Genomic DNA, 20,094 nt, shown 5'->3' on the forward strand with positions numbered 1-20,094 from the left:
CATCTCGCCTTTCCACTTTTTCCACCTTTCCACTTCAATTATACTCTCCCCAATGTTTGATCTCTATCTCATCCTGCGGCATCCTGCAGAAAGCCTTGATAAAGGCGCTGGCAAGACGGGCATTGGTGATAAGGGGGATATTATAGTCGATGGCACCCCGACGGATCTTATACCCGTTGGTCAATTCCTTCTCGGTGAGGTTTTTGGGAATATTGATAATCAGGTCGAATTTCTTTTGGGCAATCATTTCGTCTACCTTCAGTTCATTGTTCTTTTCATCACCGGTTTCATCGGGCCAGGCCACATATTGGCTTTTGACGCCATTCTCTTCCAGAAACTTCTGTGTTCCGCCGGTGGCATAAAGGGTATAACCGTGTTGCTGCAAAAGGCGGCAGGCATCCAGCAGGTCAACTTTCGACCGGGATCCCCCCGAAGAGACCATGATATTTTTTTCCGGAATGCGGTATCCAACCGCCAACATCGAGGTGAGCAGTGCATCATCGAAATTAACACCAATGGCTCCCACTTCACCGGTTGAGGCCATATCTACTCCCAGCACGGGATCGGCTTTCTGCAAGCGGGTAAAGGAGAACTGGGGCGCCTTGATGCCCACATAATCGAGTTCGAATGCCGATTTTTCCGGCTTTTCTGCAGGAATATCAAGCATCACTTTAGCCGCAAGCTCTATAAAATTAATTTTCAACACCTTGGATACGAATGGAAATGATCTTGAAGCCCTTAGGTTACACTCAATCACTTTGATGGAATTATCCTTTGCCAAAAACTGAATATTGAATGGTCCGGTGATTTGGAGTGCTCGTGCGATTTCCCGTGTGATCTGCTTAATCCTCCTTACCGTCTGGACATAGATTTTCTGTGGAGGGAACTGGATGGTGGCATCCCCCGAATGCACGCCGGCAAATTCCACGTGTTCGGAGATGGCATAAACGATCAGTTCGCCGTTACGTGCCACCGCGTCCATCTCTATCTCTTTGGCATTTTCCACGAATTCCGATACTACCACCGGATATTTGGCCGACACTTCGGTCGCCAGGGTGAGGAAATGCTCCAATTCATTCTCGTTGGAGCAGACATTCATGGCGGCACCCGACAATACATAAGAAGGACGTACCAATAGAGGGAATCCCACTTCATCGGCAAACAGACGGATATCACTGAGGGTGGTGAGTTCTTTCCAGCGCGGTTGGTCAATACCCAGCCGGTCGAGCATCGAAGAGAACTTGTGGCGGTCCTCGGCATTATCGATGCTTTTGGCTCCCGTACCTAAAATATTCACCCCCGATTGATCCAGCCTTACCGCCAGGTTATTGGGAATCTGTCCTCCCACAGAGAGGATAACCCCATGCGGATTTTCCAGTTCTATGATATCCATCACCCGTTCATACGACAGCTCATCGAAGTAAAGCCGGTCACACATATCATAGTCGGTAGATACTGTTTCCGGGTTATAGTTGATCATCACGGAACGGAATCCCTCCTTACGGACTGTGTTCAGTGCATTGACCGAGCACCAGTCGAACTCCACCGACGAACCGATGCGATAAGCCCCCGATCCCAGTACGATGACCGACCGGTGATCCCCCAGATAGTGTACATCATTTTCCGAACCGTTATAGGTAAGATACAGATAATTGGTCTGGGCCGGATATTCCGCAGCAAGCGTATCTATCTGTTTGACAAACGGGAGAAGACCCAATCTTTTCCGGTAAATACGTACCCGGAGGGAATCTTCTTCCTCTTCCATCTTATCCTTGTAGATGGCCCGTGCTATCTGAAAATCGGAAAAACCCTGCTGTTTAGCCGTTTTCAGTAGTTCATCGAAATTAGGATGGTTCTCTTTCTGAAAATTGATGGATTCAGCCGGATAGTTCTCCAACGACTCTGCTGTTTTGATTATATTGCTCAATTTTTCAAGGAACCACCGGTCTATTTTTGTAAGGTCATGGATCTGGTCGATAGTATATCCTTTCCTGAAAGCTTTACTGATCACGAAGATGCGCTGGTCGGTCGGCTCGCGGAGTGCTTTGTCGATATCTTCGACCTTCAGTTCCTTGTTCTCCACAAAGCCATGCATCCCTAATCCGGTCATGCGGAGCCCTTTCTGTATGGCTTCTTCAAAGGTACGGCCGATCGCCATGATCTCGCCCACCGATTTCATGGAGGAACCGATCTCTTTGGAGACTCCACTGAATTTTCCCAAATCCCAACGGGGTATTTTCACAACGATATAGTCCAGAGCCGGCTCAAAAAAAGCACTGGTCGACCGTGTCACCGAGTTCTTCAAGTCGAATAAACCGTATCCCAATGCCAACTTTGCCGCCACAAATGCCAACGGGTAGCCGGTCGCCTTGGATGCCAATGCCGATGAACGGCTCAAACGGGCGTTCACTTCGATCACCCGGTAATCTTCCGAGGCGGGATCGAAGGCGTACTGCACGTTACATTCTCCCACGATACCAATATGACGGACGATCCTGATGGAGAGTTCCCTCAATTTGTGATATTCTGAATTGGTCAGTGTTTGCGAAGGAGCAACGACGATACTCTCACCGGTATGGATACCGAGCGGGTCAAAATTCTCCATATTACAGACGGTGATACAATTGTCGTAACGGTCGCGTACTACCTCATATTCCACTTCTTTCCATCCTTTAAGCGATTTCTCAATCAGGAGTTGGTTGGAATAGTTGAATGCTTTCGTGGCGAGGGCCTTCAACTCTTCGGGATCGTTACAAAATCCTGATCCCAGTCCGCCAAGGGCATAAGCAGCACGTACAATAATAGGATAACCCAGTTGTTCCGCAGCTTTCAATGCATCGTCCAGGGTAGAGACGGCATGGCTTTGGATGGTCTTCACTTCAATCTGATCAAGCTTTTTCACGAACTGGTCACGATCTTCGGTATCCATAATCGACTGTACCGGTGTTCCCAGTACAGTCACATTATATTTTTCTAGTGTTCCTGCAGTGTACAGCTGCACACCACAGTTGAGTGCGGTCTGTCCCCCGAAAGCCAGCAGGATACCGTCAGGCCGTTCCTTTTCAATCACTTTCTCTACGAAATAAGGAGTCACCGGGAGGAAGTAAATCTTATCGGCTGATCCTTCCGAAGTCTGTACCGTAGCAATATTGGGATTGATCAGGATGGTCTCTACTCCTTCTTCACGCAATGCTTTCAATGCCTGCGAACCGGAATAGTCGAATTCACCCGCCTCCCCGATCTTGAGTGCACCGGAACCGAGGATCAGCGCTTTTTTCACCTTTAACCGACTTTCCTCTGTAGAGAGCGGTGTATCTTGAGTAAATATATTGTTGGTCATTTTTAGTTTTTAACTCTCAAAGCATTTTTACAAACTCTTCAAAAAAGAAGCGGGTATCGGTCGGGCCGCCTGTCGCTTCAGGGTGAAACTGCACCGAGTAGAACGGTTTTGTTTTGTGGCGGATTCCCTCGTTCGTACCGTCGTTCATATTCACGAACCAGGGTCCCCACTCGGAGCCTAACAGCGACTCGTCCACGGCATAACCATGGTTTTGGGAAGTAATGTAACAACGGCTACTTCCTACCATTTGTACCGGTTGGTTATGACTGCGGTGCCCATATTTCAGTTTGTAAACATTGGCACCGGCTGCTTTCGACAGCAGTTGATTCCCCATGCAGATTCCAAAGATGGGTTTCTCTTTCTTCATCGCCTGACGGATATGGTCGACAGTGGCTCCGCAATGATCGGGGCTTCCGGGTCCGTTGGAAATCATCACACCGTCATAGTCGATCCTGCTGAAATCATAGTTCCAGGGAACGCGGATCAGATGAACGTCCTGTTTCAGTAATTCCCGCAAGATGTTCAGCTTGGCCCCACAATCGACCAGCACCACTTTTTTCTCTCCTTGTCCATATTCGATCACTTCACTACAGCTGACTTTAGCAACAAGGTTTTCGGTTTCGGGATCATAAAACTCTACTTCATCATCTTCCCCATATACTATCTTTCCCAGCATGGATCCTTTCTCACGAAGCACTTTTGTGAGCATCCGCGTATCTATTCCGCTGATACCGGGCACACCCTCCTCTTTCAGCCAATCACCCAGGCTCTTCACAGCGTTCCAGTGGGAATATTCTTCGGAGTAATCCTGCAGGATTAAACCACAGGCATGGATACGTTCGGACTCAAAAAAATCGGAAATTCCGTCTGTTTTGCTATAAGCAGGAACTCCGTAATTTCCGATAATAGGATATGTGAGTGTTAAAATCTGTCCTTCGTAAGAGGGGTCTGTCAGGCTTTCGGGGTAACCGACCATTGCCGTATTGAAAACGACCTCTCCCGATGTTGCCTTTTCAGCTCCAAAAGATTGTCCATGAAAAACCATCCCGTTTTCAAGGATCAATCGCACCGGTTTGTATCTGTGCATAGTGCGTTACATTATTTTGTAAAGTTGATAATTATATGATATTAGGATACAAAGTTAGAAAAATTTCGGAAATAATGCAACACATTTTACTAATCTAGTTTCATTTTTTACTATTTATGGCTGATAAAGTTCAGCATCTTTTGTTTGTATGTTCTCCCTATGGGTATTTCCCGGCTGGCCACTGTTAACCGGTTCCTGTTGACCGATTCAATTTTATTTTTCTGCACGATGAAAGAACGATGCACCCTGATGAATAAATTGGAGGGAAGGATATTTTCCATATTTTTCATCGTTTCCAGGGTAATAAAGGGCCGGCTACTGTTGGTCGTATATACCTTTATATAATCCTTCAGTCCTTCGATATAAAGAATATCCTTAAAAAGGACTGAGACAAGTTGTTGTCCCGACTTTACAAATATCGCCTCCGATCCGGAAGCGGTTGTTAATCCTGAGGAATTTTCAGACACAGCATCGAACCAGTCCAGCACTTTTTTGCAGGTTATTAGGAATTCTTCGAAAGAAACCGGTTTTAGCAGATAGTCGAAAGCATTTACCCGGTACCCTTCCAACGCGTACTCCTTGAAAGCCGTAATAAAAACGATCTTTGTCTCGGGCGGCACCAGATGGGCCAATTCCATGCCATTGACATGTGGCATCTGGATATCTAGAAAGATCAAATCTACTTTCTTGCTGATAAGGTCTTGCATCGCCAAAGTAGGATTATTATATTTTCCCGTCAGCATAAGATCGGGCGTATCCTGAATATAAGACTCCAGAAGGCTCAGAGCCAATGGTTCATCGTCGACAATCCAGCAGGTAAGTACTTTCTCCATATCCTTCTTTTTTTCAGGTTTCGATGACCAATACGGTTGAATAGACATTGTCCTCTATCTCTTTATGCCACATATAGCGGTAGGGATAAATCAGTTCGAGCCTCTTCTTCACCTGCTGCAACCCGATGCCGTTGCCGCTTTTGTCGGATGCGTCTTTCGGGAAATAGCTGTTGCGGCACAGGAATTCGATCTTTCCCTCTTCCTTTTCCGTCAGGGAGATATCGATAAACGAATACTCACCACTACTGATTCCATGTTTAAAAGCATTCTCTATCAGCGAAATAAAAATGAGCGGTGCAATCATCATCTCACTGTTCTCCCTGATATCGAATTGTACACTGATCTGAGCATCCACCGGCAAGCGCAGGCGCATCAGGTCGATGTAGTTACCGATAAAGTTTACCTCTTCTTTCAACGGCACGAACATCTTATTGTTCTCGTACAACACATATTGGAGGAGGCGGCTCAGGTCCATGATGGCAGGCTTCACCTTCGGAGAATTGAGTTGCGCCAGCGCGTAGATATTGTTCAGCGTATTGAGCAGGAAATGCGGGTTTATCTGATTCTTCAAGTTTTTCAGTTCGGCCTCTACCATTGTCTGCTGCATCTCTTTCTGCATGGCTTCTACTTTAGCCCATCGCCGGTTCATCTTGATAGCCGTGGCCAGGATGACCACCAATGTCAGTGAAAGCAGATCCCGAAGGATGAAAATCACAATCGGCACCCATCTGCTCCCCTCCGGCCGAGAAGTAGCTTCCGGAGGTTTTCCCCCGCCAAATGGGGGCATGTCGCCTGCCACATTCAATGTAAAGGAAAATTCATGCCAGAGATGGATGAGCAAGGCTGTACCCAAGATTATCAGGATATTGGTAATAAGAAATTCATTCTTCCTGTTTTCAAATAACAACCGGTCAATAAGGTAGAAGTAATTGGTATAAAATACGACCGTAAAACAAATCGGAACGGGAATAAACAGGAGAAAACTGACCCATGAAAAATCTCCCCGGCTCATGAAAAACAGGGGCTGTCCGAAGATGATGGCCCATGCGGCAATATGGATAAATATATTATCCGCTTTGATTTTTATCCATTTTCTATTCATATCGTATTGCTTCTATCGGATCGAGCTTTGCAGCTTTCTTTGCCGGATACCATCCGAAGAAAATACCGGTGATAGAACATACAGCAAATGAGAGCAATACGCTCCACGACTGAATGAATACCGGCCACGAAGCCGCCCATCTTACTACAAAGGTAACCCCCACGCCCACAAAAATACCAATAATTCCTCCAATCACACTAATCAGGATGGCTTCTATCAGGAATTGCATCAACACATCCTTTCCCCGGGCACCTACACTCATCCTTAATCCTATTTCACGGGTACGTTCGGTAACCGAGACGTACATGATATTCATAATCCCGATACCTCCCACAACAAGACTGATGCCGGCCACACAGGCCAACAGGATCGTCATCAGGTCGGAAGTAGTGGTGAGCATCGAACTCAATTCTTCCTGTGAACGTATCTCAAAATCATAGTCGTAAGGATCAGCCATGCCGTGATTCTCCGCAAGGATGGCTGTGATACTCTCCACAGCGTCGGGAGTTGCCTCTTCCGATACGGCAGAGCAATAGATCCCCTGTAAATAGTTGATCGCTAAAATCCTTTTCTGTACGGCTGTATATGGCGCCAGCACGATATCATCCTGGTCCATCCCCATGGTGTTGTACCCTTTACTCTCCAGTACTCCCACCACCTCAAACGGGATGGTATTGAATCGGATCACTTTGCCGATGGGGTCTTCACCTGCGGTGAAGAGATTATCGACGATCGTTTTACCGATTATACAGACTTTATTGTTGGTCTCCACATCCTGTTGGGTGAACATGATTCCGGACTGGATCTTCAACTGACGTATAGCCAGGTACTCAGGACTTACACCGTTGATGCTGCTCGGATAGTTCTTATTCTGATAAATGAACTGCCCGCTGCTGCTTACATTGGGTGATACCGCCGATATATACTCCGCTTTATCCCTGATGTCGAAATAGTCCTTATTTTTCAATGTTTCCATATTTGACATGCTCAGGCGGGCTCCTCCTTCCCCGCGTTCTGAATAAGGGTGTATCATGATCATATTCGAGCCCATCTCCGAAATCTGATTCCGGATACTCCGCTTGGAGCCCTCTCCTATCGCCAGCATAGTAATTACGGAGGCTACGCCGATTATAATACCTAACATGGTGAGTAAAGCCCTGACCTTATTTCGGGACAATGCCACCATGGCTATTTTGAATAAATTATCCGTATTCATTTTATTTGTTTTCTTTATTATACCCAAGACCTATCAATCATCAAATCAACAAATCATCACTACCTGTCCCGATTTATCGGGATCATCAAATTAATTTACTCTTCTTTGGGCAATTTCTCATAAGCTTCTGCAGCCGACAGGATATGGGGGTTATACTTATCCTCGATAATCCTCCCGTCTTTCAATATGATATTGCGGGTGCCGTACTGCGCTATATCCTCATTATGGGTAACAAAAATGATCGTTCTCCCCTCACTGTTCAGTTGCTGGAATAATTTCAGGATACTGAACGATGTGCGGGTATCCAGGTTGCCGGTCGCTTCGTCGGCAAGGATTACCGCCGGATCATTGACCAATGCCCGGGCTATGGCCACACGTTGCATCTGACCGCCGCTCATCTGGTTGCTTTTGTGTAGCAGCCGGTCGGCAAGCTCTACCCTCTCCAGCGCATCAATAGCTTTCTGCCGGCGCAGGGATGAGGAAATGCCGGGATTATACATCAGCGGAAGTTCTACATTTTCCATAGCCGTAGTGTTGGCCAACAGGTTATAACTCTGGAAAACAAAGCCGATCTTGGTATTCCGGATCCTGGCACGCTGATCCTTGTTCATTTTCTGTACAGAGATGCCGTCCAGCAGGTAAGAACCGTCGGTAGGGGTATCCAGACAACCCAGAATATTCAGCAGTGTACTTTTTCCGCTCCCCGATTTTCCCATGATGGTTACGAATTCACCCTCTTTGATACTGAATGTCACACCACGTAAAGCATGCACGGTTTCAGCACCGACAATGAAATCGCGACGGATATTCGCTATATCGATAATAACAGGTTGGTTATTCATTATTTTCAACTTTTGGGATCATTGCATTTTCCGGATTATCTACCTCCTCCACCGCCGCGACGTGGTGGCTGCGCCATGAAAGGACTGGATTCGTTTCCGTTGCCCGTCGGGGTTGTCAGTTGGGCTGCCTGATTATTCTTTCCTATAATCACTTTTTCGCCTTCGTTTACACCCGATAATATTTCGGTATACATATTATTCCTGTTGCCTGTTTTTATCGGACGCCGCACCGGCAAACCGGCCTGATCGAGCACCCACACCACGGAGTCTCTGCCGTTCATCGGCTCGTCCCCCGGATTAAAATTCACCGCCTGGGATGGAACGGCAAGCACATCCGGTTTATCCAGGGTATAGATCGTACAGGTCGCCGTCATACCCGGTTTCAGTTTTAATCCGTCGTTAGGTGCTTCCACTACTACTTCATAAGTAACCACATTATTGGTGGTCGTAGGCGATAGCCTCACTTGTGTGATTGTGCCGGCAAATTCTTCATAGGGAAAGGCATCCACGGTAAAATTTACCCTCTGTCCTACAGCAATATCACCCATATCCGCTTCATCAACTTCGGCTATTACACGCATTTTGGTGAGATCCTTTGCAATGGTGAAAAGCGTCGGCGTTTCGAAACTGGCAGCAACCGTCTGGCCTTCTTCCACTTCACGGCTCAGGACAACACCATCAATGGGGGAATATATTTTCGCATACCCCAGATTAGTTTGAGCTGTTTGATAGTTATTGGCACTTACATTATAGTCGTTCTGTGCCTTTTGGTAAGAGTATAGCACTTCTTCATAATCCGAACTGCTGATCAGTTGCTTTTCAAACAACACCTTGAAACGCTCATAATTCTTCTCCTTGTATTCCAGTTCACTCCTGGCGGTTGCCATCGAACTCTTTGCCGACGACAATGCTGCCTGCAACACCGTTTGGTCGAGTTCGGCAAGCAATTCGCCTTGTGAGACTACGCTGTTAAAATCGACATAGATATTATCGACTCTACCGCTGACCTGCGTGCCCACATCTATTTTCGTTATCGGTTCCAGTGTACCGGTGCATGTCACCATATTGGAGATATCCTGCCTTTCGACTGTGGCCGCAAGCCATTCTGTTTTATGATTCTTATTATCCTTGCAGGAATAAAACGAGGCTGTCAGGCTCCCTGCAAACAGGAGAAAAGCCATAAAAGATAACCGGATATCCCTTTTTGAATTGTTGTTATTTGTCTTCATATGATTATTTTATTTTCTGTTTTTCAGATCAATCCCTGATAATATTCCAGTACTTTAATATTCATCAGCGCGGTATATTTAGCCTGTAGCAATTCCTGTTGCGCGGTGACCAGCCTGTTTTTCTCCGTCAACATCTCAATGGTGTTCTTGAGACCCAATGTAAACTGTTCATTCATCACATCATAACTCTCACGGCTATATTTCACTTTCTCTTCGGCTGCGACATACTGCGATTGGGAGGTCAGGGTATTTAAATAAGTCGTTTCGATATCCGCATAAAGTTCCTTCCGGATACTTAACTCGTTCAACTGTGAAGAATAGACATCAATATTTGCTTTTTCCACGGCACTTTTGACACTCCTGTTGGAAAAGATAGGGATGCTGACCGACAATCCGACCATATTGTTCCAGTTATTTTTCAGTTGTGATCCGAATGAATATCCGGAGTTATTATACAGGTTGCCCGTACCTGTATTCGCCTGTAAACTGATGGTAGGATAAAAACCCGCTCTTGCCTTTTCAATACCCAGGTGTGCATATTCGGTGTTAAGCCGGCTGTTGTTTACCTGCGGCATCACATGTAAAGCCGTCTGGTAAATGGTTCGTTTATCAGGGATCATGGATAGTACATCATCTTCGTCGGGTGGTGTGAGCACTAATTCCATACTGTCAAGCCTATCCAGTTCCAGTAATTGCTTCAATTGCAATTTATAATTTTCGAGAGTTGTGTGGGCATTCACCAGATTGTAATTATCCGATGCATACTGTGATTCCCATTGCGATACATCGCTTTTGGCTACCGATCCGACGGATAATTTTATCTTATTGCTCTCTAACTGGGCTTTACTCAGTTCCACGGCATCCTCATAAGCTTTCAACGCCTCACTGGCATACAGGATTTGCATATAATTCTGTATGATAGCCAACTTGATATTGTTTTTACTCTCTTCAATTTCCAGGTCGGCAATCCGGTTGTTTAATTCAGCCTGTTTGATACCGGTGGTGCGTGCGCCGCCGTCGAAAATGGTCCACGATGCATTCAGGCTGTAACTTCCTGATGCTGAAAATGAAGATGTGCCCGAAGAATCATCTTCTTTTGAAAACGGATAGTTGGTCAGGTTCTGGCCTACAGATGCCGAGAGTGAAGGGAGCATTGCCGCTTTGGCCTGTTTGGCATCGACCAGGCCTGTTTCTTTATTGGCTTCGCTTTGTTTTATCTGGATATTATTTTCCAGTGCATAATCTATACAAGTCTGTAAATCCCATTGTAAGGGTAAGTTATTTTCTTGTGGATATGCATCCGGTATTCCGGATAAAAGGAATATTACTACCGTGATGCAAACAGAAGTAATATTTGTCCTTTTCGGAATGAATGGATAAGAAATGTATTTCATAAATGATCCTTTTTTCTGACAAAAATAGGTTTACCCGACAAACGGCGAAAAACATTTCGACAAAGGTCCGGTATTTATCGATAAAAAAAAGGAATCGTGGTACCAATGACTTTACGGATAAGGCACTTTATCCGGTATTATCACCTGGGCAGAAAGAAAAGGCGGGATTGATTGGTAAAAGATGGTCAAAAAAAAATTGGAAGCGGGGTTTTGAAAATAACCCCGGCTCCCAACCTTATAATATTACTTGAAAAGAGTACTACAACTTGCGCGCTCCGTCGCTGATTACCACATCATAGACTTTCGGTTCGTGGCCGTATTTGGCCTTGAACTGCGCTTTGGCATCACTGATAAAAGAATCATACAACTCATCCTTTACCAGATTGATGGTACAACCTCCAAAGCCGCCGCCCATCACACGCGAACCGGTCACACCATGTTCACGGGCTACGTCGTTCAGGAAATCGAGTTCTTCGCAGCTCACTTCATAAAGCTTACTCATGCCATGATGTGTTTCAAACATCTTCTGGCCGACGGTCTCATAATCGCCTTTCTCCAATGCATCGCACACATCGAGTACCCGTTGGGTTTCCTCGATCACGTATTTGGCACGCATGTAATCTTCTTCAGAAATCTCGTTCTTCACTTCGTCGAGCATTTCCATGGATGCATCACGCATGAATTCCACTTCGGGGTGACGTTTGGCAATGGTTCTGGCGGCATGTTCGCACGATTCCCGCCGTTTGTTATAAGCCGACGAAGCCAGTTCATGTTTTACCACCGTGTCGAGCAACACCAGCTTGTATCCTTTGGGATCGAACGGGAAGTAGGCATATTCCATCGATTTGGTATCGAGGCGGATCAGGTTTCCTTTCTTTCCGAAGATGGAGGCAAACTGGTCCATAATGCCACATTTCACACCCACATAATTGTGCTCCGTGGATTGTCCGATACGTGCCAGTTCGAATTGGTCGATACCAAGGTTCAGCATATCGTTCAATGCAAAAGCATAGGTGCTTTCCAAGGCGGCCGACGATGACATACCGGCACCCAGGGGCACATCGCCCGAAAATACGGTGTCAAAACCCTTCACTGTACCACCTCTTTTGATGATCTCACGGCATACGCCGAAAATGTATTTTGCCCAACCCTCTTTGGGTAGGTCTTCTTCGGTCAATCCGAATTCAGCACTCTCATCGAGATCAATTGCATAGGCCCTCACCTTATCGGTCCCATTGAAGCGCATTGCGGCTATCATGCCTTTATCGATCGCACCGGGAAATACAAAACTCCCGTTATAATCAGTATGTTCGCCAATCAGGTTAATACGTCCCGGTGAAGTATATACCACCGGCGTTTCATTCCCGAATTTCTCTGAGAATATTATAATTATTTCTTCTTTCGTCATAGTAATTATTTTGTTGTCATATCCACTCATTATTCTTCTACCGGCACACTTTGAGAAGCCGTATCTACCGGAACTTCATCATCGGTTACAGAAACACCTTTAGTTACGTTTTTCGATCCGACCAAGCCGTAGAACAACAGGTAAGCCAATGCGATCACAATCACCCAATAACTGGCGATATAACCGGCTGCGTCAGCCACACCACCCTGAATGGCAGGAAGGATACCTCCACCACATACCAGGGTCATGAATATACCCGAAGCGGCGGGTGTGAACTTACCCAAACCTTCCACTGCCAGGTTAAAGATACTTCCCCACATGATGGATGTACAAAGACCCACTAATACAATAAACAAAGCGTTAATGGGCACTTGTGCCATACCAAACGAGAGTGCACCCGTAGCAGATGTCTGTAATACCGGTAATGAAATCAGGTTGGTGGTGGGCGATAAGATTGCGGAAAGGATTAAGATCAATCCTACGGCAGAGAGTGTGGAAAGCATTGTTTTACTGGAAATTTTACTACCTAAGGAAGCTCCGAGCAACCGGCCTACCAACATGAGGAACCAATAAGTACCTGCCACAAAACCGGCAATGGTTTTTCCTACTTCCGGATTATCGGACAACCAGTAGATCATGATTCCGGGAGTACCTACTTCCACACCTACATATACAAAGATAGCAATGGCACCCAGCACAAAATGCCTGAACTTCAATGCGCCTGACATCAGCTTACCCATAGGTTCTTTTGTATTGGTGGCATGTGGTTCAGGAATTTTTACTGCCATCATTACAAAGAACACAACAGCAAAAACGCCCATGGCAATGTACATCACCGGAAATACGTCTTTAATATTTGCTTTAGTTGCCTCACCGATTAAAATACCTACGAACATAGGGGTAAAGGTGGCCATAATAGAATTGAAGGAACCGCCGACCTGGATTAACTGATTACCTTTGTTTCCCCCGCCGCCTAATGTATTCAGCATGGGGTTGACCACAGTATTCAACAGACACATGGAGAAGCCGGCAATAAACGCACCAAGCAGGTAAACGCCAAATGCTGCTGATTCAGGAGAATGTCCCGAGAGGAACTGTACAAATACTCCTACAAACCCTATAGCGATAGCGATCAGGGCGGTTTTTTTGTATCCTACACGTTGCAGCAAGATACCGCCGGGTATTCCCATTACGGCATAAGCGATAAAATTAGCCGCATTTCCCAGCAATCCCATAAAATTGGAAACACCGAATTGTTCTTTTAATACTTGTCCCATCGGCGCAGCCAGATTGGTAACAAATGAGATCATTCCGAAAAGCGCAATCATCATGATAATTGGCACAATCCGATTTTTGTTCTGATCAGTAGTCGTGTTCATACTTTTGATTAATTATTTTGTTAATTTATTAATTGTGAATAGTCGAATATCAATTTATGCTTCAGTTGAAAACCGATAGGTTGTCCTGGACTCGAAAGTATCATCCGGCTGCAAGACTACCGACGGATATTCCGGCTTATTGATGCTGTCGGGAAAATGTTGCGTTTCAAAGCACACAGCCGACCTGGCCGGGTAACGTTTTCCCTGCTTACCTTCAAAATTACCGGTCATCCAATTCCCCGTATAGACTTGCATGCCCGGCTCGGTAGTGTAGATCTCCATTTTGATACCTGTCTTCGGGGAGAAACAATAACCTGCATAAATATATTCATCCGCTGCATTTTTATTCAAAACGTAATTATGATCGTATCCTTTACCAAAATGCAGTTGTTCGAAATCGTCATTAATCCGCTCTCCGATGGTATGGGGCTCGGTAAAGTCGAACGGCGTTCCTTTTACAGGTTCCGCATCGCCGTAAGGTATGGCCGTATTGTCGGTGGGCAGGTAACTGTCTGCGTTGATCACCAGCAGATGATCGCCGACAGAGGGATCCCCCTGTCCCGAGAGATTAAAATAGGAGTGATTGGTGAGATTCAGGATAGTCGACTTGTCGGTAGTCGCCTTATAGTGGATATCCAACGCATTATCATCCGTCAGAGTATAAGTCAGGGTAACGGCAAGATTACCGGGAAACCCTTCTTCACCATCCGGAGAAAGATAAAATAACTCAATACTCCGGTCGGTCAGTTTTTTCACCTCCCACACCACCGCATTAAATCCCTTTATTCCTCCGTGGAGTGAGTTCGGGCCGTTATTGATTGCTAATTGGTATTCTTTCCCTTCAAGGGTGAAGCGGCCATTCGCAATACGGTTAGCCGTTCTGCCGCATATAGCGCCAAAATAGGCCTCTTCCGAAGTCAAATATTCATCTATCGTATTATGTCCCAATACAACGTCAACCAATGTTCCGTTCTTATCGGGCACCATCAGCGAAACTATCTTAGCACCATAATTGGTGACCGCCAGTTCGCATCCGTTCTCATTTGTCAGAGTGTACAACCCGGTTTGCCTGCCGTCTACCGTTTTCTTAAAAGCATCGACAAGCAAACCGGATTTGCCATACAATTTGTTCATGTAATTTTCTGGGTTTAAAATTAAGATATCGATGAAGATTGATTCTTTCTTAAATCTGCTGTAAAATTAGCACCTATTTTCGACGTAACATGAAAAAATTTTGTGTTATATAACATAAAACTTTTTAATTATTACATAACCACTTCATCGACCTCTTTTAATTTTTTTGTTACTAAAACTTTATCTATCTTATTTCCATCTACATCCACAATCTCAAAATGGAGATTGTCATAGTCAAACTGATCTCCCACCGCCGGAATTTTATTAATACATTCAAATACAAGACCGGCTACCGTCGAATAATCGATCTTATCGAAATCCACAATAAAGTCTTCATCCATCTGCGACAATATCTCGATAGGAGCTTCCCCACTCACCAAAGCAGAATGATCATCGCGCATGAATATAAGCGGATCAGACAGTTCATCTTCTGTCTCCTCCGGAATAGCGCCTACCAGATTCTCAAAGATATCATGAATAGTGATAATTCCATCGAGGCTTCCATATTCGTCCACCACCACGGCGACAAACTTGTGGTTATTCTTGAAATTTTCAAGCACTTTTTGTGCCAGTTGATTATTGGGGACGATGATAGGCTCCATGATCAGGTCTTCTATTGAAAAGAGATCCCTCTTATTGAGCCTTAACAGGAAATCCCGCATGGAGATGGTACCTGCAAAATCATCGATTTCTTTTCTGCAGGCAAGAATCTTGCTGTGTTTGGTCTGCAACAGGTCCTCTATGATCTCTTCCCTGCTCTTGCTGATATCCACCCATTCCACATCGGTACGGTGTGTCATAAGGTGGATGGCACGCTTATCGGAAAAATAAAAAACCTGCTCGTGGATTATATTTTCTTCCACATCGATCACACCCTCGTGGGAAGCGGTCTTCAGCATGGCTCTCAATTCCATTTCCGACACCACTTCCACTTTCGGCTGCAAGCCTATCAGCCGGCTGACAAAACCAGTCGATACCGACAGCAGTTTTACAAAAGGATAGAAAATAATACTCACCACATGGATAGTAGGAGCCACGGCCATCGCCATTTTCTCCGGATTGTTCAGCGCAATGGTTTTGGGTACCAGTTCACCGATCACGATGGAAACATAAGTGATCAGGAATACCACAATTACCATGGAAACACCTTCAGCAAAAGGAGCAATAGCCGGAAACTGCTGGAAGAAAGGCACTAAATATACCGTAAAAGCCTGTCCCCCATAAGCTCCGTTGACGATTCCGATCAAAGTAATTCCTACCTGTACGGACGACAGGAAATTACCGGGGTCGGAACGTAATTTCAATGCCCGCCGGGCGCCCGACTTACCTTTCTTCCGTTCTGCCTCCAGTATGTTCTTTTTCGTAGATACGATAGCGATCTCCGACAAGGCAAAAAAACCGTTCAAAAGGATCAGTATAAGAATGATGATAATATCAATCCACATAGCAGGCTTGTTCTGTATAATAAAAGGGTGATAATTTTACCACAATGGAGAGGGATAAGCACCCTCATCCACAATACTTTTCAACTTCGCCACAACGCCGGGCCGGTCTTCTGCATAAGTGACCCCGAACCAGGAAGAAGGAGTATCGAGCACTTTCACTGTCGCTTTTCCATTTACGATCAGATGATTGACCAACAACGGTATGAAATATTCCGCTTTCAGATTTTCGGCATTTTCTTTCAGGAATTGTATGAAATAATCGTCGGAATATTTGAAATAATCGGGAGTGAAACCCCACATATTCATGGAGACAGGCGTATTATCGTCAATGGCAATCCACCGGTCGTTTTCATCCTTATAGCTCACTTTTCCGTCTACGCGCATCACTTGTGTACGTTCCACCACCCCGGTTAGATTACGGTCTTCGTCGGTTTCACAAACGCCACGGGCTACGGTTCCGCTTTCCGACAGGGTATTTCCCACACGGTAACCCACCATACAATATTTGTTTTCACTTTCTCCCAAAGTAGAAAGATAATCGGCCAGCACCTTGTAGCTCTCGCGGCCATAGAAATCATCGGCATTGATTACTGCAAAAGGCTCATGAATAACTTCTTTTCCCATCATCACAGCATGGTTGGTACCCCACGGTTTCACCCGGTCGGGGTGGGGTGTGAAGCCTTCCGGTAATTTATCCAGTTCCTGGAATACCAGTTCCACCGGTATTTTTTTCTCATATTTACTGACGATCTTCTCCCTGAAGTCATTTTCAAACGATTGGCGGATCACGAATACCAGTTTTCCAAAGCCGGCATTCACCGCGTCGTAAATAGAATAATCCATAATGGTCTCGCCGCTCGGACCTAATCCGTCCAATTGTTTCAGTCCTCCATAACGGCTTCCCATTCCCGCTGCCAATACAAATAAAGTTGGTTTCATACGATTTTTAATTAGAACAAAGAGCAAGGAATAAAGAGCAAAAGCGATGTAAGCTAAAACTAAAAACTAAAAGAATTTAATTACTTTCTCCAATTAACAGCCTTTGTCTTATTATTCAGTACTCATCTCATTCAGATTGATTTATTAATTTGTAGATTTTATTTCTCTATTATATACGAAATCGGGGTTACACACCGATATGCAAATGTACGGTTTTTATCTTAAATCTCATTCACAAGCCTCTTTTTTCATACATATTTAATTAAAAAACTATTCTTCAACCAAGCTTAAACAGTTCATTAATAGTTATCGCCAGATACGTAATACAAGAGGTATTGAGAAAGATGGTATATGAGGAGAAATTGATTTAAAGTTCACTTATAGAGAATAAAAAAACGGTCGATGGCAAAATACCAGAAGTAGATAAAACAGATCACAAAAAATCATACTTCAAATGTCTTCCAGAGATTATCTTCCGGCACGGGCGCGGTGACCATTATTTTTTCTTTGGAAACGGGATGAATAAAGGAGATAGTCCGTGCATGCAAGCTGATGCTGCCGTCCGGATTGGAACGGGATGCACCGTATTTGAGGTCGCCTTTGATAGGGCATCCAATTTTGGCCAACTGCACGCGAATCTGGTGGTGCCGACCGGTTTCCAGGTCGACCTCCAGCAAATAATAATTCTGTGATGCGGCAATCAGCTTGTAATGGAGTACCGCCTTTTTTGTGTGTGGCTTTTCAACGGGATAAGCAGTAGATTTATTGGTCTTTTCGTTCTTGACCAGATAATGGGTCAACTGATCCTCCTCTTTCGGGGGACGATCCTTCACAATGGCCCAATAGGTTTTATCCATTTCACCATCGCGGAACATATCATTGAGCCGCGACAACGCCTTGCTGGTCTTTGCAAACACCACCACCCCGCTCGTCGGACGGTCGAGGCGATGCGTCACACCACAAAAAACGTTGCCGGGCTTATTGTACTTCTCTTTCAGATATTCCTTCACCATCTCCGACAGCGGCTGGTCTCCCGTCTTGTCGCCTTGCACGATCTCACCGGGTGCCTTATTGACAATGATGAGGTGATTATCTTCGTAAAGAACTGTCATTTAATCATGTATTCATGCCACCGCAGACATTGATCACCTGTCCGCTTACATACGAAGAGAGATCGGAAGCCAGGAAAACGGCCGTATTCGCCACATCTTCCGGTGTGCCTCCGCGACGTAATGGAATTTGTTTTGCCCATTCATTACGTACCTCTTCCGACAATTGTCCGGTCATTTCGGTAATGATAAAACCAGGGGCAATGGCATTTACACGTATACCGCGTGAACCCAACTCCTTTGCCATCGATTTCGCCAGGCCGATCATGCCCGCCTTGGAAGCGGAATAATTAGCCTGACCGGCATTTCCGGATACGCCTACCACGGAACTCATATTCACGATGCTGCCCGATTTCTGGCGCATCATCACGGGGGTTACCGCATGGATAAAGTTGAATGCCGATTTCAGGTTTACATTGATCACTGCATCCCATTGCTGTTCACTCATCCGCATCATCAAACCGTCCTTGGTAATACCGGCGTTGTTAATCAGGATATCTATGCGACCAAAGTCCTGCATAATCTGTTCAACCACCTTGTGCGTTTCCTCGAAATTGGCGGCATTGGAGGCGTAACCTTTACACTTTACACCCAAAGAGGCAATTTCGTGCTCGGTAGCCGTACCGATCTCATCTATGGTTAAATCCGTAAATGCGATATTCGCACCTTCCGAGGCAAACTTCAAGGCTATCGCTTTCCCGATACCACGGGCAGCTCCTGTCACTAATGCGGTCTTTCCTTCTAATAACTTCATACTTATTTAATTACTAATTATCAATTTCAGAACTAAAAACAAAAAAAATAAAAACTAAAAATTAAAAACTAAGAACTAAGAACTAAAAATTAAGAACTAAATTTTCACTTTTCACTATTAGTTTTTCACTTTTCCACCTAATCACTCAGGCACCTAACCACCTAGGCACTTATCCACTCAGGCACTTATCCACTCCTCCCATACAATCCCTTGATAAGAATATCAGCAATAGTATCCCTATCCTCTTTCTTATTATAGTCGAGTTTTAACGTGCCCCGTATGACTGGCACTTCCAGTCCTTTGAATGCATAATGCAATATCACTGCGGTCTGTTTCACATTCTTCAATCCGAAGAGACCTTTATTACAACCATCCTGAATGATTTCTTCAAGATAACTGATTTCTTTCCTGTCGAACTCCTTGCGGACGTTCTCCACCTGCCAGATATCCCTGAAGAAATTGGCACGCAGCGTTCCATTGCGCGTAACCACCTCCTTGACAGCACTCAGGCGGGTAAAAGCCAGCAAAATCAGTTTTTCGTCAGCAGGGATATCGCGCTTGATTACTTCCTCAAGTCTGCTATACAGCACATTGAGTTCCGACTCAATAACCGCCTTATAAATATCGTATTTGCTGTTGAAATAGGTGTAGAGAGTACGCCGGCCACGTTGTGATGCTTCGGCAATATCATTCATCGTTGTATTCTCAACACCTTTCTTAGCGAAAAGCTGTTGGGCTACATCGATTAAATTTTTCTTTGTCTTGGAAATTGCTGAAACCATAACATTCTGCACATTTTACTTATGTCTGTGCAAAAATAACACAAGATTCTAAATTGAAAAAGTAAATAGCGCAAAAAAACACGAAATAGGCAAATACACTC

General features: G+C 45.1%; 16 protein-coding genes. All 16 read right to left on the minus strand.

Annotated features, from left to right (window positions below; all coding sequences use genetic code 11):
* Window positions 1-34 precede the first annotated feature (34 nt).
* The 16 genes from carB to ABV001_RS02030 all read right to left on the minus strand — a co-directional run bounded on the left by carB (window position 35) and on the right by ABV001_RS02030 (window position 19,993).
* On the minus strand, window positions 35-3,340 hold the full coding sequence (gene carB, locus ABV001_RS01955) for a carbamoyl-phosphate synthase (glutamine-hydrolyzing) large subunit (protein WP_352421258.1): 3,306 nt from the start codon (window positions 3,338-3,340) through the stop codon (window positions 35-37).
* A 16-nt stretch (window positions 3,341-3,356) separates the two neighbouring features.
* The gene (gene carA, locus ABV001_RS01960; protein ID WP_352421259.1) at window positions 3,357-4,427 is read right to left on the minus strand and encodes a glutamine-hydrolyzing carbamoyl-phosphate synthase small subunit; all 1,071 of its coding nucleotides are present in this window, start codon (window positions 4,425-4,427) and stop codon (window positions 3,357-3,359) included.
* A gap of 110 nt (window positions 4,428-4,537) precedes the next feature.
* Window positions 4,538-5,260, minus strand: a complete 723-nt coding sequence (locus ABV001_RS01965) for a LytR/AlgR family response regulator transcription factor (RefSeq protein ID WP_352421260.1) — start codon at window positions 5,258-5,260, stop codon at window positions 4,538-4,540.
* A gap of 13 nt (window positions 5,261-5,273) precedes the next feature.
* Entirely contained in the window at window positions 5,274-6,362 is a 1,089-nt protein-coding gene (locus ABV001_RS01970) for a sensor histidine kinase (protein ID WP_352421261.1), read from the minus strand.
* Window positions 6,355-7,578 (minus strand): ABC transporter permease, encoded by a 1,224-nt coding sequence (locus tag ABV001_RS01975; RefSeq protein ID WP_323423144.1) that lies wholly within the window; start codon window positions 7,576-7,578, stop codon window positions 6,355-6,357. Before ABV001_RS01975 ends, ABV001_RS01970 begins: the two co-directional genes overlap by 8 nt.
* A 95-nt stretch (window positions 7,579-7,673) precedes the next feature.
* Window positions 7,674-8,420: an ABC transporter ATP-binding protein gene (locus ABV001_RS01980; protein ID WP_352421262.1), complete on the minus strand. Its 747-nt coding sequence runs from the start codon at window positions 8,418-8,420 to the stop codon at window positions 7,674-7,676.
* Window positions 8,421-8,455: 35 nt separating this feature from the next.
* Entirely contained in the window at window positions 8,456-9,649 is a 1,194-nt protein-coding gene (locus ABV001_RS01985; RefSeq protein WP_352421263.1) for an efflux RND transporter periplasmic adaptor subunit, read from the minus strand.
* Between the two features lie 23 nt (window positions 9,650-9,672).
* Window positions 9,673-11,043: a TolC family protein gene (locus ABV001_RS01990; protein WP_352421264.1), complete on the minus strand. Its 1,371-nt coding sequence runs from the start codon at window positions 11,041-11,043 to the stop codon at window positions 9,673-9,675.
* A 259-nt stretch (window positions 11,044-11,302) separates the two neighbouring features.
* On the minus strand, window positions 11,303-12,451 hold the full coding sequence (gene galK / locus ABV001_RS01995) for a galactokinase (RefSeq protein WP_352421265.1): 1,149 nt from the start codon (window positions 12,449-12,451) through the stop codon (window positions 11,303-11,305).
* 29 nt (window positions 12,452-12,480) lie between these two features.
* Complete coding sequence (locus ABV001_RS02000) at window positions 12,481-13,830, minus strand: MFS transporter (protein ID WP_352421266.1); 1,350 nt, start codon at window positions 13,828-13,830, stop codon at window positions 12,481-12,483.
* Between the two features lie 54 nt (window positions 13,831-13,884).
* The gene (locus tag ABV001_RS02005) at window positions 13,885-14,964 is read right to left on the minus strand and encodes an aldose epimerase family protein (protein WP_352421267.1); all 1,080 of its coding nucleotides are present in this window, start codon (window positions 14,962-14,964) and stop codon (window positions 13,885-13,887) included.
* A gap of 131 nt (window positions 14,965-15,095) precedes the next feature.
* Window positions 15,096-16,409 carry a hemolysin family protein gene (locus ABV001_RS02010; RefSeq protein WP_352421268.1) on the minus strand — a complete coding sequence of 438 codons (1,314 nt, stop codon included), beginning with the start codon at window positions 16,407-16,409 and terminating at the stop codon, window positions 15,096-15,098.
* A gap of 36 nt (window positions 16,410-16,445) precedes the next feature.
* Window positions 16,446-17,348 carry a sugar phosphate nucleotidyltransferase gene (locus tag ABV001_RS02015; RefSeq protein ID WP_352421269.1) on the minus strand — a complete coding sequence of 301 codons (903 nt, stop codon included), beginning with the start codon at window positions 17,346-17,348 and terminating at the stop codon, window positions 16,446-16,448.
* Between the two features lie 443 nt (window positions 17,349-17,791).
* On the minus strand, window positions 17,792-18,460 hold the full coding sequence (locus ABV001_RS02020) for an RluA family pseudouridine synthase (RefSeq protein ID WP_352421270.1): 669 nt from the start codon (window positions 18,458-18,460) through the stop codon (window positions 17,792-17,794).
* A gap of 4 nt (window positions 18,461-18,464) precedes the next feature.
* A complete protein-coding gene (fabG, locus tag ABV001_RS02025) occupies window positions 18,465-19,211 on the minus strand; it encodes a 3-oxoacyl-[acyl-carrier-protein] reductase (protein ID WP_352421271.1) in 747 nt (248 codons plus the stop codon).
* A gap of 185 nt (window positions 19,212-19,396) precedes the next feature.
* Window positions 19,397-19,993: a TetR/AcrR family transcriptional regulator gene (locus ABV001_RS02030; RefSeq protein ID WP_352421272.1), complete on the minus strand. Its 597-nt coding sequence runs from the start codon at window positions 19,991-19,993 to the stop codon at window positions 19,397-19,399.
* Between the last annotated feature and the right edge of the window lie 101 nt (window positions 19,994-20,094).

Source organism: Proteiniphilum sp. (genome assembly GCF_040307845.1).
Lineage (GTDB): Bacteria > Bacteroidota > Bacteroidia > Bacteroidales > Dysgonomonadaceae > Proteiniphilum.

Bases quoted from the DNA above. Each gene is read 5' to 3' on its own strand.
- galK (WP_352421265.1), bottom strand. From the start codon at position 12,451: ATGACGAAAGAAGAAATAATTATAATATTCTCAGAGAAATTCGGGAAT.
- ABV001_RS02020 (WP_352421270.1), bottom strand. From the start codon at position 18,460: ATGACAGTTCTTTACGAAGATAATCACCTCATCATTGTCAATAAGGCA.
- ABV001_RS02015 (WP_352421269.1), bottom strand. From the start codon at position 17,348: ATGAAACCAACTTTATTTGTATTGGCAGCGGGAATGGGAAGCCGTTAT.
- ABV001_RS02000 (WP_352421266.1), bottom strand. From the start codon at position 13,830: ATGAACACGACTACTGATCAGAACAAAAATCGGATTGTGCCAATTATC.
- ABV001_RS02030 (WP_352421272.1), bottom strand. From the start codon at position 19,993: ATGGTTTCAGCAATTTCCAAGACAAAGAAAAATTTAATCGATGTAGCC.
- ABV001_RS01980 (WP_352421262.1), bottom strand. From the start codon at position 8,420: ATGAATAACCAACCTGTTATTATCGATATAGCGAATATCCGTCGCGAT.
- ABV001_RS01990 (WP_352421264.1), bottom strand. From the start codon at position 11,043: ATGAAATACATTTCTTATCCATTCATTCCGAAAAGGACAAATATTACT.
- ABV001_RS02005 (WP_352421267.1), bottom strand. From the start codon at position 14,964: ATGAACAAATTGTATGGCAAATCCGGTTTGCTTGTCGATGCTTTTAAG.
- ABV001_RS01975 (WP_323423144.1), bottom strand. From the start codon at position 7,578: ATGAATACGGATAATTTATTCAAAATAGCCATGGTGGCATTGTCCCGA.
- ABV001_RS01985 (WP_352421263.1), bottom strand. From the start codon at position 9,649: ATGAAGACAAATAACAACAATTCAAAAAGGGATATCCGGTTATCTTTT.
- fabG (WP_352421271.1), bottom strand. From the start codon at position 19,211: ATGAAGTTATTAGAAGGAAAGACCGCATTAGTGACAGGAGCTGCCCGT.
- ABV001_RS01965 (WP_352421260.1), bottom strand. From the start codon at position 5,260: ATGGAGAAAGTACTTACCTGCTGGATTGTCGACGATGAACCATTGGCT.
- ABV001_RS01970 (WP_352421261.1), bottom strand. From the start codon at position 6,362: ATGAATAGAAAATGGATAAAAATCAAAGCGGATAATATATTTATCCAT.
- ABV001_RS02010 (WP_352421268.1), bottom strand. From the start codon at position 16,409: ATGTGGATTGATATTATCATCATTCTTATACTGATCCTTTTGAACGGT.
- carB (WP_352421258.1), bottom strand. From the start codon at position 3,340: ATGACCAACAATATATTTACTCAAGATACACCGCTCTCTACAGAGGAA.
- carA (WP_352421259.1), bottom strand. From the start codon at position 4,427: ATGCACAGATACAAACCGGTGCGATTGATCCTTGAAAACGGGATGGTT.